Raw genomic sequence first — 17,055 nt, 5'->3', positions numbered from 1 at the left:
TTTAATTCGAGGACTGAGGTAACTCAGTGACAAGTCGCAGAGAAACTGACAACTCATCTAGCTGGAAATGCGGTCTTAAAAAGACCACAGACTTGTAGTGCCCTGGCTCTGCAGGATTCTCTACAACTTTTACAGAAGCTTCACGCAGTGGATACTGTGCTTTTGCTTCTTGAGACGCGCCATCATCAAGCAATACATATTGTGATAGCCATTCATTTAAAAATGCTTCTACGTTTCCAGCCGATGCAAAACTTCCGACTTTATCTCGCATCATTGCTTTTAGATAATGTGCAATTCGAGAAACTGCCATGATGTATTGGATTTGGCTAGAAAGTGATGAGTTTGCATTCGCAGTATCACTGTCATATTTTTTCGGCTTCTGCGTAGACTGTGCACCAAAGAATGCTGCATAGTCTGTATTCTTACAATGCACCAGTGGAATAAAGCCCAAATCACTCAATTCTTTTTCACGACGATCAGTGATAGCAATTTCTGTTGGGCATTTAAATACCACTTCACCATCATTGGTTTTAAAGGTATGCACTGGTAAGCCTTCGACCATACCACCACCTTCTACCCCACGAATAGCCGCACACCAACCATGCAAGTCAAAGGCATTGGTCAAACGTGTACCGAACGCATAAGCTGCATTCATCCATAAATATTCATCGTGATTTTGACCTGAAACCTCTTCAACGAAGTTAAAGCCTTCAGTTGCCCATCCCTCTTTAGGATCATAAGGTAAGCGTCCTAAAACACGTGGCATGGTCAATGCAACATAACGCGCATCATCGCTTTCACGGAACGAACGCCATTGCACATATTCAGCTGTTTCAAACACTTTTGAAACATCACGCGGACGATCAATATCAGTGAATGATTCGAGACCTAACATATTGCTGCTTGCAGCAGAAATGAATGGTGCATGTGATGCTGCTGCAACATGTGAAATTTGTTCTAACAGATACATATCTGATGGTGTACGATCGAACTCAAAGTCACCAATCAAAGTAGCATAAGGAGCGCCACCAAATGAACCATATTCTTCTTCATACACTTTTTTAAACAATGTACTTTGATCGAAATCTGTTGCACCTTGGAAGTCTTTGATCAACTCTTTTTTCGTCGTGTTTAACATACGAATTTTGATCAACGGATTAGACGGTGACTCTTGGCAAAAATAGTACAAACCACGCCAAGTCGATTCAATTTTTTGAAACTGCTCGTTGTGCATGATTTTGCTAAGTTGTGTCGAAATAAGTGCATCAATTTCAGCAATACGCTTATCAATAGACAAAGACATGTTTTCAGAAACAGTTATTGTTCCTGCCATGACTTCTTTCGCCAATTCGCTAATTAAGCTTTTCGCACGATCATGTTCTTCATCATTACGTGCAATTCGGCTACGCTCCACAATAGAATCAAGTAAACTTACTTCTTCTACAGCTGTATCTTGTACAGTATTGGTTTGTAAATTACTCATTTTCTGGACCCGCCTCAGCACTTAATTTACGAATCTGATCCGTATTTTGTAAAACCTCATCAAGCAAGTCTTCCAAACGCTCACTATTAGAAATCTTATTTCTCAAGTCTGTTAAACGCTCACGCGCTTCAACCAACTTTTTAAGTGGTTCAACTTGCTGTACAACTTGTTCAGGGCGGAAATCTTCCATTGACTTAAATGTTAAATCAACTGACATGCGACCACCTTCTTCAGTCAAAGTATTTTCAACTTGGAAGGCTGCACGTGGAGATAATGATTCCATCACTTCATCAATGTTTTCTAAGTCAACATTGATAAATTTCTTGTCTTTTAACTTGGTTCTTTCTAACTCAGAAGCAGCAGAGAAATCGCCGAGCACACCAACAACAAATGGTAATTCTTTAACTTCCTTGCCATCACCCACTTCAACATCATAAGTCAGCTGAACACGTGGTGGTCTGATTCGCTGTAATTTTTTCTGTACACTTTCACGTTTTGACATTTTTTTTATCCATTAATTTGAGCAAATAAATTATGTTGGGAAATTCGGTCTAGCTGCTGGTGTCGGCTTCGGTTTTGCTGGAGTAGCAGCGGGTTTAGATGATGCAGGCTTAGATGAAGAAGGTGCAGAACGTGTCGGCGAAGTACGGTTCACTTTCTGAGGACGGCTCACTTTCTGAGGGCGAGAACTACGCTCTACGCTCGGTGCAGTTTCCTGATTTTTTTCAACCAAAACTGCTGCAGGCATTGCTTGTCGAACAGCATCTGTAAAACTTTTCGCAACTGGATAAGTTTTGGCTTCTGTCAAGTAACGCATTTCACTGGTACGCATCTTGGTTAGCGCATCGGAAGCCAAACCAAGACCAGCAAGGAACTTAACATCAGTCAACTCATTGCTTTGAATATTCAATGTTTCTAAATAACTGACAATTTGAAGCGCTTTTTCATTTTTCCCAAGCTGTTGGAATTTCTCCGCAGCTGAGACCAACAGTTTGTTTTTATAGTCTTTGTTCTTCTTATCACACAATTGCGCATAAATCACCAGAAGCTCAGGATTCGTCTCGCCTTCAACCATTGGATAGTCTTTGATACATGATCTTTTTAGTTTGATCTCATCGTTTGCGCTAACAAATGTGCTCGCAAATGATGCTCCAAGAACTAAAATGTACGGGATATAATTCTTCAAAATCTAACCTCAATTCACTTGATTCAGTTATTCAATAGATTTACTTTTGATGTTTTATAAATATATATAATTAAAGCAACTTCGTTTAAAATCTTAGAAATAAAACTAAAAAAAACACTTTTAGTCAAGTGAAATTTCGTATCAACATTTTAAACGATTGATAAAAAAAGTTTTTTAAAGCGTTTGGATAATATCAATAATATCTTATCTTCACAAAAGTTTTTTTTTCTGTAAAATATTTCTTGAGATTTTTAAAAAAATATTAAACATTTGATTTTAATATACTAATTTAAATGCCAAATTGATAGGCTAGAAAATTAAAAACTGACTTTGTGCCAAAGTAAAGTTTTTGAGAGAGACAAAAATGACCGATTTAAAAGTTTTGATTAAAAAGTTATCTGCATCTTCACGTACAGCTTTAGAACAATCCGCCAATCTATGTGTAAATCATCAAAATTTTGAAATTGAAATTGAACATTTTTTTGTCAAATTACTTGAACAGCATGGCAATGATCTTGAAATATTACTAAACAAATGCAAAATTTCAAAAGATGCATTGTTAAGTGATTTGTTAGAATGCATTTCTCAACTTCCGAAAGGCAATACCCGAACGCCAATCTTTTCAAAATCAATTGTTCGACTTCTGGAACAAGCATGGTTGCTTGCTTCAGCTGAACAAGATTCAGTGATTCGCAGTGGACACTTACTTGTTGCGTTACTTACTGCCTCGGACCTCTATCAAATTGCCCTTCGAGCTTCAAGCTTATTTGATCTTTTCCCGATTGATATGATGAAGCATAAATTCTTGGAAATCTGCGTGAACAGTAACGAAAATGTTCCCGTGAATACCACAGAAAAAGAAGCCAAATCTGAAGTAGATTCAGGTGATCATTCAGCCGCACTTAAAAAAACGCCAGCACTGGATCAGTTCACTATTAACCTCACTGAAAAGGCTCAAAAAGGTGGAATAGACCCTGTTATTGGTCGTGAATACGAAATCCGTTTGATGCTGGATATTTTGATGCGCCGTCGTCAAAACAATCCCATCTTAACAGGTGAGCCTGGTGTCGGTAAAACTGCTGTAGTTGAAGGTCTAGCACTTAAAATTTCACAAAACCAAGTTCCCGATGCGCTTAAAAATGTTCAACTGCATTCTTTAGATATGGGCTTGTTACAAGCTGGTGCAAGCGTCAAAGGTGAGTTTGAAAACCGATTAAAACAAGTCATCCAAGAAGTGCAACAATCAGCTCACCCAATTATCCTGTTTATTGATGAAGCTCACACCATGATTGGTGCTGGTGGTCAAGCAGGTCAAAATGATGCAGCAAACTTGTTAAAACCTGCATTGGCGCGTGGTGAATTAAGAACAATTGCAGCAACAACATGGGCGGAATATAAGCAGTATTTTGAAAAAGATGCCGCTTTGAGTCGTCGCTTCCAAGTGGTTAAAGTTGAAGAACCAACTGAAGAAGTGGCTATCGATATGTTACGTGCCATGATTCCTGTGATGGCAAATCACTTTAACTTACGTATTGATGATGAAGCCATTGTTACGGCTGTACATTCATCACACCGTTATATCAGTGGGCGTCAACTCCCAGATAAAGCCATTAGTGTATTAGATACAGCGGCTGCACGTGTTGCACTCACACAAAATGCCCAACCTGTGAAATTGGATCAACTCAAAGCTCAACAACATAATTTAAATTTAGAATTCAATATCATTGAAAATGAGCATAAGCATGAGTCAATTCATGAAGAACGCTTAGCACAACTTAAACAATCTTTAGATACACTTGAGCAAGAAATTCAAGAAACAGAACAACAATGGCAAGCCGAATTGGATTTAATTCAGCAAATCAAAGTATTAGAAAGCGGTACCGATACGGAACAAGCATCACATAAAGATGAAATCCTAAAACTTCGTAATAACTTAGCTGAACTGCAAGGTCAAGAACCTCTGGTTTTTGAACGTGTAAATGCACAAATCATCAATGAAATTATTTCAGATTGGACCGGTATTCCTGTTGGGAAAATGGTCAATGATGAAATTAAACAAATTCTCAGCTTGGAAGAAAAACTTGAACAACGGGTAATGGGACAAGATTATGCATTACATCAGCTGGTTCAAGGGATTAAAACATCGAAAGCACGCTTAGAAGATCCGAATAAACCACAAGGTGTCTTCATGCTAGTCGGTCCAAGTGGTGTCGGTAAAACGGAAACCGCCTTAGCACTTGCCAATGAACTTTATGGTGGTGAATCGCATTTAATCACCATCAATATGTCTGAATATCAAGAAGCACATACTGTTTCCTCTCTCAAAGGTGCACCTCCAGGGTATGTAGGTTATGGTCAAGGTGGTGTATTAACGGAAGCTGTTAGACGTAATCCTTATAGCGTTGTTTTACTGGACGAGATTGAAAAAGCGCATAGCGATGTTCAAGAATTGTTCTACCAAGTTTTCGACAAAGGAACACTTGAAGACGGTGAAGGTCGAGTTATTGATTTTAAAAATACCACGATTTTGTTGACTTCCAATACAGGTTCAAACGCCATTATGCAGGCATGTTTAAATCAGCCTGTCGAAGAGTGGCCAAGCGCTGAAGAGCTTACCGAGCAACTTAAACCAAGTTTATATAAACAATTTAAACCTGCATTTTTGGGTCGTATGCGGATTGTGCCGTATTTCCCATTACATGATGATCTTCTGGTCAGAATTATTGAACATAAAATTGGCAAAATTACTGCACGACTCGAAAAACAATACGAAACCAAAGTGACATATAGCGATGATTTGATCGAGTTAATTCTCAGCCGTTGTACAGAGGTGGATAGTGGTGCGCGTAATGTTGACAATATTTTAAATGCTTCTGTCTTACCTGCATTAGCAACAGAAATGTTGGTCGCGCTAGCAGAACAAAAAATTCCTAAATTGATTCATATCGACACCAAAGATGATGAAATTATTTACCTTTTAGATCCACAAGCCAAATCTGCAAAGAAGAAATCGAGTAAGAAGCCAAAGGTTGTGGAAGCTTAAATTCACGAGTATAGAGAATGGATATTAATTTAGATACCTTACTAAAACCTATTTCAGATGATCATCCATGTGGAGAAGATTTATCTTTTTCCAATGAGTTTCATGAAATAAAAAAAGCACGAACACATGATGATCCACTATTAGATCAGGGGGATTGGATCTCTGAACCTAAGCAAGCGGATTGGTCATTTGTTGCTGAAAAATCTGTTCAATTATTAACAGATAAAACTAAGGATATCCGTTTACTGACTTGGCTGACCGAAGCTTGGACAAATCTATATGGTTTTGAAGGTTTAATTAAAGGGCTAGAACTGAGCCATCGCGTTTTAGAGCAATTCTGGTTAAAGCTCCATCCTGAAATTGAAGATGATGATTTAGATCAACGTCTCGGGTTGCTACAAGGCTTCACTACACAATTACCCGGCTTGATCAAGAATGTTCCACTCATCAACATTCAACCATTCTACTCTCTTGCCCAATACGAAAAATTTTTACATTTGCAAAATGTGCGTCGTAAGCAAGCTGAAGATTCTGATAGTGTGGAAGCATCACTAGAATTAGACCAATTCAACCAAGCTTTATTCAATACATCTCGGACATTCCAATATCAAAATTATCAGCAATTTCAGGAAATTTTGCAGCATTGGAATATCATTAAACAAGTGCTCGATTCTTTGATGGAGTTGGAAGCGCCAAGTTTTGCCAATGTAGATTCTCAACTTGAAAATATTCAAATGAATCTAAAAAAAATCTATAAAGCAGAATCTTTTGGCAGCAACACCAATACAGCGCCTATGGAAAATACAGATATTCAAGTTCAAACACCCATTGCAACAGCTACAGAGTCCTATGCAGCTCCAGTGGTTCAAACACAAAGTTTTCAGCCACAACCTCAAAGTCACTTACAGAACCGTGAACAGGCAATGCGTGTTTTACAAGATATTGCTGATTATTTTCAAACCAATGAACCACATAGCCCTGTAAGTTATATGCTGCAAAAAACCATTAAATGGAGTCAAATGCCTTTACACGAATGGTTAACTCAAGTCATTAAAAATGATAATCCCCTTGATTCTATTCAAGAATTACTGGGCGTCAACCAAAATAATGAATCTTCTGAGTGGTAATCCAATATGTTTAAAGCTGAAAAAGTTCTTTGGGGTGAAGGTTTATTTTTAAGACCACAGCATTTCCAACTACAAGATACCTATCAAGAACAACGTTTAAATCATACCGTTCGTTCTACTATTCCCTATCCTTATGGGATTAAAAATCTTCGTTTTGACGAAACTCAATTGGGTACACATGTACTGGCTTTAGAACACATTGATATGATTTGGCAGGATGGCGAGATATATCAAGCACCTGCTAAAGATCTTTTGCCACAACCGATCTTATTGGATGAATTGAATTTGCGTGGTGAAATGCTCATTTATTTAGCATTGCCGATCTTACAACCCAATAAGAAAAACATTTCAGATGATCAGGATAAGCAACCTGCACGCTATCATTCTTATTTGAATGAAACACATGATCTGTTTACAGATGCAACACCTGCTGAAATTACTTTTTTGAGACGTCGTACTGAATTCAAACTTTTTGATATTCAAGCTGATCCGAATCAGGATTTAGATGGCTTTTTGTATTTAGCGATTGGAAAAATCAAACGTCATAGTTCAGGTAATTTTGAAATTGATTCAAAATATATTCCGCCAATTTTACATATTCAGTCGAATGAAACCCTGTTGGCGAATTTGAAACGAACTTTAAATGTTGTTCGTGCCAAAATCAAAATGATTCAAACCAATAACCGTGAAAATGAACAGAAACTGATCGAATTTAGATCGGGAGATATTGTGTCTTTCTGGTTGGTGAATGCACTCAATACTGCTCATGCAACATTAAACCATCTTTTGCAAAATCCTCAGATTCATCCTGAGAAATTGTTCTTTGAGTTGTTACGTTTAACAGGTTCATTGCTCACCTTCTCTACCGCATATGAAGTTGAGCATTTACCACAATATCAACATCACAACTTGCAAGATAGTTTTACTCAATTAGATAAAATCTTACGTGAACTGTTAGATACGATTATTTCAAGTCGTTATATCAGTATCGCATTGAAAGAAATTCGTCCATCGTATTGGGTCGGTAGCTTAGAAACCGATAAAATTACTAAAGAATCAAGACTTTATATCGCAGTCTCAAGTGGTATGATGCAGACACACGAATTGATTCAAATCGTACCTTTACGTTTCAAAGTTGGTAATACGGTAGATGTAGAACAACGTGTTGTTGCAGCACTTCCTGCAATTCCAATTCATCATTTGGTACAAATTCCAACGGCCATTCCAGTACGATCAGGGGTGAGCTATTTTGAAATTGAGCCACACCACGAGATGTATCAGCGTATGCTTGATTCTGAAACCATTTGTATTTATGTACCAGCAGGTTTCCAAGATATCAGTATTGAGCTGATCGCAGTGATGAACGGTTAAGAGGATGAGCAAATGAGTCAGAACAATAATATCGCCCCTTCACTGTTTGATGATGGACAAATTGGGGCAGGTTCTTTACCTCAACCGACTAAAAATACACAAGCAACCAATTTGGTTGATCTTTTGCACGACGGTTTTTATATCGTCTTTTTATTAAGAAATCAGTACGTTCCTGAAAATGCTGATCGCTTTAAAGAGAAGATTTTAGATTTACTCAATCGCTTCGAACATCAAGCCAAGAAACTACAGTTTTCAGCAGAAGATATTCAAGACGCAAAGTATGCCTATTGCGCTTTACTTGATGAAACGATTGTTACCCAACAAGATCCTTCTTTTTTCAATCTACAAAATCATTGGTTAATCAGCCCATTACAGTTGACCCTGTTCGGTTCACAACTGGCGGGTTATCGTTTTTTTGAGTTTTTAGAGCTGATTCGTGCCCGTGGTAAAGAAAGACTCGCGTCACTCGAAGTTTATCATTATTGCTTATTGCTCGGTTTTCAAGGTAAGTATCGTATTGAATCTATTGAGAGTTTAAATCACTTAGTCGCACGAGTCGGTGATGAAATTGATTACTTAAAAGGTAAAAAAGCTGCTTTTTCACCTTTTGCTGCGCTACCTGATCAGATCAAAAATATTATTCATCGAGAATTACCTTTTGTTTGGATTCTAATTTTCCTGTTGTTATTTGCAGTGCTTGCTTTTGCAGGATTAAAAATTATGTTGAATAAGAATGAAGATGCTTCGCTTGCAAAATTTAATAATGTAATTGCAGCGCCAGCAGAACAAGCGCATATCACGATTCTATTGCCTTGACGGTAAAATTATGACACAAGAAAAGCAAACATCTATTCGTATATTACAAAGTAAGCCTGTTAAAAAAACTTGGGGAAAATCATCAATCTTTTTACTTGGCTTATTAACCGGGATCATCCTTTCAGCGATCTTTTTCTTTATTTTTATCAATTTTAACCAGCCTGAAACTGTAACTGACTCAGTTGAAACAACATCCGCTGTACAAGAACAAGATGTACAAGCGCATACTGAAGAAGCTACAAACAATCAACATGATGAAAGCGCTGGTGCTTATAAACAACATATTAATGAGAAAGACTTTAATCAAATTTTCAAACATGAAAATAAGCCTGCACCTCAACCAGTTCCAAAGAGCGGCTCACCATTTGAACAAATGCTCAAACCAGAAGTGAAGCCTGCTCCTGCAGTAGCATCTAAACCACCAGTTGTACCTGCAAAACCTGTAGCCGCTGCAACAGCCAAACCGAAAGTTGAGGCAAAAGCAGCTGAAAAAGAAGCTCCAGCGAAAAAGGAAGAAGTTCAAGAGATCTCTCCTGAAGCGACTGTCAAAATGACCATAGAAAGAAAAGAGATAGAAAACAAACCATGATTTTGTTTGTTGTTATTTGTTTTCTCTTTTTGGTGATTGGTCTTACTTTTTTAATGTCTTATGAGATCAGAAACAAAACTTTAGACTATTTAAAAGCACTGCTACCACAGGGTAAGAAAAAACTAGCCTCTGCAAAACATTTCGCAGAGCAAATGAACCAAGCAGCTTCTGCACATCAAACTCAGACCCATTGGCATTTACAACAATGGTGGATTTTGATTGCAGGTTTTTTTCTGCTTTCCAGTATTTTAGTTTTTGCCTTTACTCGACCCATTGACCCGACAAAAGTAGAAGCAGAATACTTAAGACAGACAGATCCACAAATCTATGCATTGCTTAATGGTGAGGTCTTAAGCCCTCCGCCTGCTGTTGATGACAGCTTAATTGATGCCGCAATTGTGCAAGCTCAAATCCTAGAGAGAGAAAATCCACTTCCAAATCATCAATTCCCAAGTGTAAATCCATCAGCGATTGATAACGAAGGAGTTGGGGACCAGAGAAGCAGTTTTGATACGGCAATGGTTGACCGTAAATGGGACAAAATGCATCCAAGTTATAAGCAACGTTTGCTGATGGTCTTTAAAATCATGAAAGAACGTCACGGTTATGAAATGGTTCTTTTAGAAGGTTATCGTAGCCCTGAACGTCAAACACGTTTATCAGGCAATACAGCAACCACTTTAGCAAAAGCGTATCAAAGTTATCATCAATTTGGTTTAGCTGCTGATGTAGCCTTTAAACGTGATGGCAAAGTAGTGATTTCTGAACGTGATCCATGGGCTTGGAAAGGTTATCAACTGTATGGTGTTGTCGCTGAATCCGTAGGTTTAACCTGGGGTGGTCGCTGGACAAGAATTCATGACTATGGTCATACTGAATTTCGAATGCCTGGGCTACGTAAAAACCGTGAATCTGCTGAACGCTTAATTGCAGAAGCACAAGGTAAAGGTCTTATGGCAAATAATATTGAGGTCAATTAATGAAAAGTTTATTGTTGTAGGAAATTGCTTACAACAATCACAGCGATTGTCATCTATACGATTAGTGATCAATTTTATATTCTATGCTCATAGGGAACAGGAAGTTTCCCAGACAAAACAACAATAACCAAGTGTCTGAGCATCAGGAACGTGAGATTCGACAGGAGTCAGATCTAACACACCAATACGAAGAAAACCCCATCAGGATGATGGGGTTTTCTTTTTTATCAGCTTATTTTATTTAAAAGTGTATTAAGTACGCCACTACTTGTTTATTTCCAGCCATTTCTGCCAACTCTAAAGCAGTATACTGTGCTTTATAGTGGACATCTGCACCCTGACTCACTAATAACTTTACAATTTCTAAATGATCATTTTCAGCAGCAGCGTGTAATGCACTATAACCTTCTTCATCCATTTGATTGGCATCAATCCCTTGTGATAAAAGCTGTTCGACTTGTTCAATATCGCCAAGTGAAGCAGCAAACACCAGTTCAGGAAGATAAAGTTCTTCATCATCATTAGAAATGGGAGAGAATGAGTTCAGTTTCATAAGATCACCTGATACTTTGTATTCGGCTATTGTAATCAAACTATTTGCATTAGATGTTAATTTTCTGTGCTATAGGAAGTAAACCCTCACAGACTTATCATTTTCATCCTATATTAACCTGAGTTCGATATAAAAATCTTGATAAAACATGATACTCGGAAACGTCATCCGCAACTGTTTGAGGCAGGACTACTTCTATAAGGCTCTGCAGAGCTTTATTATTTTCAATAAGTTAAATATATGATTACATTGAACTCAAGTTATATTATTCTTTTATGGGACTTTTTCACTTTTCTTTACGCATAAAAAAACACCCTCAACATTTTAGTTGAGGGTGTTTTAAGAATTAAAAGCTGGCGATGACTTACTCTCACATGGGTAACCCCACACTACCATCAGCGCTAAGAGGTTTCACTTCTGAGTTCGGGAAGGGATCAGGTGGTTCACTCTTGCTATTGTCGCCAGCAAACTGTTATGGACTTTTTCGGGTCTTATGGGTATGCCTTACTTTGTTCCAAATGAGTTTAACAGAAGAACATTTGAGTTGATTTTAACATAAAGCATAGCTTTATGTCTTGCGCTCGGACAAACATAATTAATGTTTGTTTATTCCTCGCTCATGTAACTAGCTTTACAACTAAATCAAGTTTCTTTGATCTTTTATGAATCAAATGATGCTTCAATACAACTGCTTGGGTGTTGTATAGTCAAGCCTCACGAGCAATTAGTATTGGTCAGCTTCATGCGTCACCGCACTTCCACATCCAACCTATCAACGTCGTAGTCTTCAACGGCTCTTTAGAGGACATAAAGTCCTAGGGAAATCTTATCTTGAGGTAGGCTTCCCGCTTAGATGCTTTCAGCGGTTATCCCTTCCGAACATAGCTACCCGGCGATGCGACTGGCGTCACAACCGGTACACCAGAGGTTCGTCCACTCTGGTCCTCTCGTACTAGGAGCAGATCCTCTCAAATTTCCAACGCCCACGGTAGATAGGGACCGAACTGTCTCACGACGTTCTAAACCCAGCTCGCGTACCTCTTTAAATGGCGAACAGCCATACCCTTGGGACCTGCTTCAGCCCCAGGATGAGATGAGCCGACATCGAGGTGCCAAACACCGCCGTCGATATGAACTCTTGGGCGGTATCAGCCTGTTATCCCCAGAGTACCTTTTATCCGTTGAGCGATGGCCCTTCCATACAGAACCACCGGATCACTAAGACCTACTTTCGTACCTGCTCGACTTGTGGGTCTCGCAGTTAAGCGCGCTTTTGCCTTTATACTCTACGCGTGATTTCCGACCACGCTGAGCGCACCTTCGTACTCCTCCGTTACTCTTTAGGAGGAGACCGCCCCAGTCAAACTACCCACCAGACATGGTCCTCGTCCCGGATAACGGGACAGAGTTAGAACCTCAATATTACCAGGGTGGTATTTCAAGGATGGCTCCATAGCAACTGGCGTCGCTACTTCTAAGCCTCCCACCTATCCTACACAAGTAAGATCAAAGTTCAATGTCAAGCTGCAGTAAAGGTTCACGGGGTCTTTCCGTCTAGCCGCGGGTACACCGCATCTTCACGGCGATTTCGATTTCACTGAGCCTCTGCTGGAGACAGCGCCCCCATCATTATGCCATTCGTGCAGGTCGGAACTTACCCGACAAGGAATTTCGCTACCTTAGGACCGTTATAGTTACGGCCGCCGTTTACTGGGGCTTCGATCAAGAGCTTCGCTTACGCTAACCCCATCAATTAACCTTCCAGCACCGGGCAGGCATCACACCCTATACGTCCACTTTCGTGTTTGCAGAGTGCTATGTTTTTAATAAACAGTTGCAGGGGCCTGGTTTCTGTGGCTGCCAATAGCTCAAGGAGCAAGTCCTATCACCGTCAGCAGCGTACCTTCTCCCGAAGTTACGGTACCATTTTGCCTAGTTCCTTCAGCAGAGTTCTCTCAAGCGCTTTGGTCTACTCGACCTGACCACCTGTGTCGGTTTCGGGTACGATTCCTGTGTAACTGAAGCTTAGAGACTTTTCCTGGAAGCATAGTATCAGCCACTTCACGAGTAAACTCGCTTGCTATCAGTTCTCAGCATAGAGCACCCCGGATTTGCCTAAGATGCATGCCTACAACCTTTCACCTGGACAACCAACGCCAGGCTGACTTAACTTTCTCCGTCCTCTCATCGCATTACACAGAAGTATTGGAATATTAACCAATTTCCCATCGACTACGCCTCTCGGCCTCGCCTTAGGGGTCGACTCACCCAGCCCCGATTAACGTTGGACTGGAACCCTTGGTCTTTCAGCGAACGGGTTTTTCACCCGTTTTGTCGTTACTCACGTCAGCATTCGCACTTCTGATACCTCCAGCATGCTTCTCAACACACCTTCATCGGCTTACAGAACGCTCCCCTACCACGTATACAATGTATACATCCGCAGCTTCGGCATATAGTTTTAGCCCCGTTACATCTTCCGCGCAGGCCGACTCGACTAGTGAGCTATTACGCTTTCTTTAAAGGGTGGCTGCTTCTAAGCCAACCTCCTAGCTGTCTATGCCTTCCCACATCGTTTCCCACTTAACTATAATTTTGGGGCCTTAGCTGGCGGTCTGGATTGTTTTCCTCTTGACTACGGACGTTAGCACCCGCAGTCTGTCTCCCGGATAGTACTCATAGGTATTCGGAGTTTGCATCGGTTTGGTAAGTCGGGATGACCCCCTAGCCGAAACAGTGCTCTACCCCCTATGGTATTCGTCCGAGGCGCTACCTAAATAGCTTTCGGGGAGAACCAGCTATCACCGAGTTTGATTAGCCTTTCACCCCTATCCACAAGTCATCCCCTGGCTTTTCAACGACAGTGGGTTCGGTCCTCCAGTTAGTGTTACCCAACCTTCAACCTGCTCATGGATAGATCACCCGGTTTCGGGTCTATACCCAGCAACTAAACGCCCTATTAAGACTCGATTTCTCTACGGCTCCCCTATACGGTTAACCTTGCTACTGAATATAAGTCGCTGACCCATTATACAAAAGGTACGCAGTCACCGAACAAGTCGGCTCCCACTGCTTGTATGCATGCGGTTTCAGGATCTATTTCACTCCCCTCACAGGGGTTCTTTTCGCCTTTCCCTCACGGTACTGGTTCACTATCGGTCAGTCAGGAGTATTTAGCCTTGGAGGATGGTCCCCCCATATTCAGACAAGGTTTCACGTGCCTCGCCCTACTCGTCATCATTATATGTGCACTTTCGTGTACGGGACTATCACCCTCTACGGTAGCACTTCCCAGAGCTTTCCGCTAATACACATATAACTTAATGGGCTGATCCCCGTTCGCTCGCCGCTACTGAGGGAATCTCAATTGATTTCTTTTCCTAAGGGTACTGAGATGTTTCACTTCCCCTCGTTCGCCTCGCATGACTATGTATTCATCATGCGATACCTACCTTATGGTAAGTGGGTTTCCCCATTCAGAAATCTCCGGATCACAGGATATTTGCCGCCTCCCCGAAGCTTATCGCAGGCTATTACGTCTTTCATCGCCTCTGACTGCCAAGGCATCCACCACATGCACTTAATTACTTGACTATACAACCCCAAACAGTCGTTAATCCCTACAAGGAGGATCAACAATGTGGATTTAACCACTTCTATTTGTTGCCTGTGAACTTAATCACTGTACAGCTTCAATTTAATTCATATACCAAAACGCTTGATTCAGTTTTATCGCTAGTTCTCATTTCATTCCGCTTTAACAATTGCTTGTTAAGCTTCATAAAACGAGTTAAACAATTATTTCAACTCAAATATATTCTGTTAATGATTCTCTACCGCCTCGTCAGCGAGTAGTTCACTGTGATAAATCACAGAAGTTAATAAACTCTATAAACTTCAGTTCATTAATTTCTATAATCAATCTTTTTTTAATCAGGTAACTGCGTAGTAGTGGTGGAGACTAGGAGAGTCGAACTCCTGACCTCCTGCGTGCAAAGCAGGCGCTCTACCAACTAAGCTAAGTCCCCAGCTTAAGATCTTAATATATCTGCTCTTCTGTGTTCAGTAGACTTGGTGGGTCTGACAAGACTTGAACTTGTGACCCCACGCTTATCAAGCGTGTGCTCTAACCAACTGAGCTACAGACCCTCAGATACATCAATGAAGAACAACTTGTTGTGGATTCTTACCAATCGTCAATCTTTCGTTAAGGAGGTGATCCAGCCGCAGGTTCCCCTACGGCTACCTTGTTACGACTTCACCCCAGTCATCGGCCACACCGTGGTAAGCGTCCTCCTTACGGTTAGACTACCTACTTCTGGTGCAACAAACTCCCATGGTGTGACGGGCGGTGTGTACAAGGCCCGGGAACGTATTCACCGCGGCATTCTGATCCGCGATTACTAGCGATTCCGACTTCATGGAGTCGAGTTGCAGACTCCAATCCGGACTACGATCGGCTTTTTGAGATTAGCATCCTATCGCTAGGTAGCAACCCTTTGTACCGACCATTGTAGCACGTGTGTAGCCCTGGTCGTAAGGGCCATGATGACTTGACGTCGTCCCCGCCTTCCTCCAGTTTGTCACTGGCAGTATCCTTAAAGTTCCCATCCGAAATGCTGGCAAGTAAGGAAAAGGGTTGCGCTCGTTGCGGGACTTAACCCAACATCTCACGACACGAGCTGACGACAGCCATGCAGCACCTGTATGTAAGTTCCCGAAGGCACCAATCCATCTCTGGAAAGTTCTTACTATGTCAAGACCAGGTAAGGTTCTTCGCGTTGCATCGAATTAAACCACATGCTCCACCGCTTGTGCGGGCCCCCGTCAATTCATTTGAGTTTTAGTCTTGCGACCGTACTCCCCAGGCGGTCTACTTATCGCGTTAGCTGCGCCACTAAAGTCTCAAAGACCCCAACGGCTAGTAGACATCGTTTACGGCATGGACTACCAGGGTATCTAATCCTGTTTGCTCCCCATGCTTTCGTACCTCAGCGTCAGTATTAGGCCAGATGGCTGCCTTCGCCATCGGTATTCCTCCAGATCTCTACGCATTTCACCGCTACACCTGGAATTCTACCATCCTCTCCCATACTCTAGCTCCCAGTATCGAATGCAATTCCCAAGTTAAGCTCGGGGATTTCACATCCGACTTAAAAAGCCGCCTACGCACGCTTTACGCCCAGTAAATCCGATTAACGCTCGCACCCTCTGTATTACCGCGGCTGCTGGCACAGAGTTAGCCGGTGCTTATTCTGCGAGTAACGTCCACTCATCTTGGGTATTAACCAAAAGAGCCTCCTCCTCGCTTAAAGTGCTTTACAACCATAAGGCCTTCTTCACACACGCGGCATGGCTGGATCAGGGTTCCCCCCATTGTCCAATATTCCCCACTGCTGCCTCCCGTAGGAGTCTGGGCCGTGTCTCAGTCCCAGTGTGGCGGATCATCCTCTCAGACCCGCTACAGATCGTCGCCTTGGTAGGCCTTTACCCCACCAACTAGCTAATCCGACTTAGGCTCATCTATTAACGCAAGGTCACAAGTGATCCCCTGCTTTCCCCCGTAGGGCGTATGCGGTATTAGCATCCCTTTCGAGATGTTGTCCCCCATTAATAGGCAGATTCCTAAGTATTACTCACCCGTCCGCCGCTAGGTCAATTACCGAAGCAATCTCCCCCGCTCGACTTGCATGTGTTAAGCCTGCCGCCAGCGTTCAATCTGAGCCATGATCAAACTCTTCAGTTAAAATCATTAGTGACTTAAGGTCACAATTCTGGCTCATCAATTACTGACAAATTCTCTCAAATAAACTTCGAGTAATTTAAACCAACAATCAATGATAATATTTCGATCAATCAATCAGTAAAAATCCACACAAGTTGTTCTTCATATTCTCTTAATGATCA

General features: G+C 41.2%; 10 protein-coding genes, 2 tRNA genes and 3 rRNA genes. 6 read left to right on the top strand and 9 right to left on the bottom strand.

The genetic code is table 11. The features are described 5' to 3' along the window. Window position 1 precedes the first annotated feature (1 nt). From tssC to ACINWC743_RS02630, 3 genes are read right to left on the bottom strand one after another with little or no spacing between them, the layout of a single operon-like run. A complete protein-coding gene (tssC, locus tag ACINWC743_RS02640) occupies window positions 2-1,483 on the bottom strand; it encodes a type VI secretion system contractile sheath large subunit (protein ID WP_004832253.1) in 1,482 nt (493 codons plus the stop codon). Continuing rightward, window positions 1,476-1,985, bottom strand: coding sequence for a type VI secretion system contractile sheath small subunit (gene tssB / locus ACINWC743_RS02635; protein ID WP_004832255.1), 510 nt, complete (start codon window positions 1,983-1,985; stop codon window positions 1,476-1,478). The genes tssC and tssB overlap by 8 nt, the downstream gene beginning before the upstream one ends. A 30-nt stretch (window positions 1,986-2,015) precedes the next feature. Further along, window positions 2,016-2,558 carry a hypothetical protein gene (locus tag ACINWC743_RS02630; protein WP_009584290.1) on the bottom strand — a complete coding sequence of 181 codons (543 nt, stop codon included), beginning with the start codon at window positions 2,556-2,558 and terminating at the stop codon, window positions 2,016-2,018. A gap of 475 nt (window positions 2,559-3,033) precedes the next feature. Between ACINWC743_RS02630 and tssH the strand changes: the two genes are divergently transcribed. From tssH to ACINWC743_RS02600, 6 genes are read left to right on the top strand one after another with little or no spacing between them, the layout of a single operon-like run. Beyond that, window positions 3,034-5,712: a type VI secretion system ATPase TssH gene (gene tssH / locus ACINWC743_RS02625; protein ID WP_009584272.1), complete on the top strand. Its 2,679-nt coding sequence runs from the start codon at window positions 3,034-3,036 to the stop codon at window positions 5,710-5,712. Between the two features lie 17 nt (window positions 5,713-5,729). Continuing rightward, complete coding sequence (tssA, locus tag ACINWC743_RS02620) at window positions 5,730-6,839, top strand: type VI secretion system protein TssA (RefSeq protein WP_009584296.1); 1,110 nt, start codon at window positions 5,730-5,732, stop codon at window positions 6,837-6,839. A gap of 6 nt (window positions 6,840-6,845) precedes the next feature. After that, complete coding sequence (gene tssK, locus ACINWC743_RS02615; protein WP_004832262.1) at window positions 6,846-8,210, top strand: type VI secretion system baseplate subunit TssK; 1,365 nt, start codon at window positions 6,846-6,848, stop codon at window positions 8,208-8,210. Between the two features lie 12 nt (window positions 8,211-8,222). Further along, window positions 8,223-9,026, top strand: a complete 804-nt coding sequence (gene icmH, locus ACINWC743_RS02610) for a type IVB secretion system protein IcmH/DotU (RefSeq protein ID WP_004832265.1) — start codon at window positions 8,223-8,225, stop codon at window positions 9,024-9,026. Between the two features lie 10 nt (window positions 9,027-9,036). After that, on the top strand, window positions 9,037-9,615 hold the full coding sequence (locus ACINWC743_RS02605) for a hypothetical protein (RefSeq protein ID WP_009584306.1): 579 nt from the start codon (window positions 9,037-9,039) through the stop codon (window positions 9,613-9,615). Continuing rightward, window positions 9,612-10,595: a M15 family metallopeptidase gene (locus ACINWC743_RS02600; RefSeq protein ID WP_004832269.1), complete on the top strand. Its 984-nt coding sequence runs from the start codon at window positions 9,612-9,614 to the stop codon at window positions 10,593-10,595. Before ACINWC743_RS02605 ends, ACINWC743_RS02600 begins: the two co-directional genes overlap by 4 nt. A 241-nt stretch (window positions 10,596-10,836) precedes the next feature. Here ACINWC743_RS02600 and ACINWC743_RS02595 read toward each other — a convergent pair whose 3' ends face one another. The 6 genes from ACINWC743_RS02595 to ACINWC743_RS02570 form a co-directional block, all read right to left on the bottom strand. Then, window positions 10,837-11,148 carry an ankyrin repeat domain-containing protein gene (locus tag ACINWC743_RS02595; protein ID WP_009584326.1) on the bottom strand — a complete coding sequence of 104 codons (312 nt, stop codon included), beginning with the start codon at window positions 11,146-11,148 and terminating at the stop codon, window positions 10,837-10,839. A 351-nt stretch (window positions 11,149-11,499) separates the two neighbouring features. After that, window positions 11,500-11,614 (bottom strand): 5S ribosomal RNA (gene rrf, locus ACINWC743_RS02590). A 237-nt stretch (window positions 11,615-11,851) separates the two neighbouring features. After that, window positions 11,852-14,742, bottom strand: a 23S ribosomal RNA gene (locus ACINWC743_RS02585). A gap of 358 nt (window positions 14,743-15,100) precedes the next feature. Then, window positions 15,101-15,176 (bottom strand) — tRNA-Ala (locus ACINWC743_RS02580). 44 nt (window positions 15,177-15,220) lie between these two features. Then, a tRNA-Ile gene (locus ACINWC743_RS02575) sits at window positions 15,221-15,297 on the bottom strand. Window positions 15,298-15,356: 59 nt separating this feature from the next. Continuing rightward, window positions 15,357-16,894, bottom strand: a 16S ribosomal RNA gene (locus ACINWC743_RS02570). Together the 16S, 23S and 5S rRNA genes with 2 tRNA genes alongside form the textbook arrangement of a ribosomal RNA operon. Window positions 16,895-17,055 lie beyond the last annotated feature (161 nt).

This window comes from Acinetobacter sp. WC-743, from assembly GCF_000335555.1.
In the GTDB taxonomy this organism is placed as follows: domain Bacteria; phylum Pseudomonadota; class Gammaproteobacteria; order Pseudomonadales; family Moraxellaceae; genus Acinetobacter; species Acinetobacter bereziniae.
Note: the sequence above shows the minus strand (reverse complement) of the source record. Positions and strands in the feature narration are given on the sequence as shown.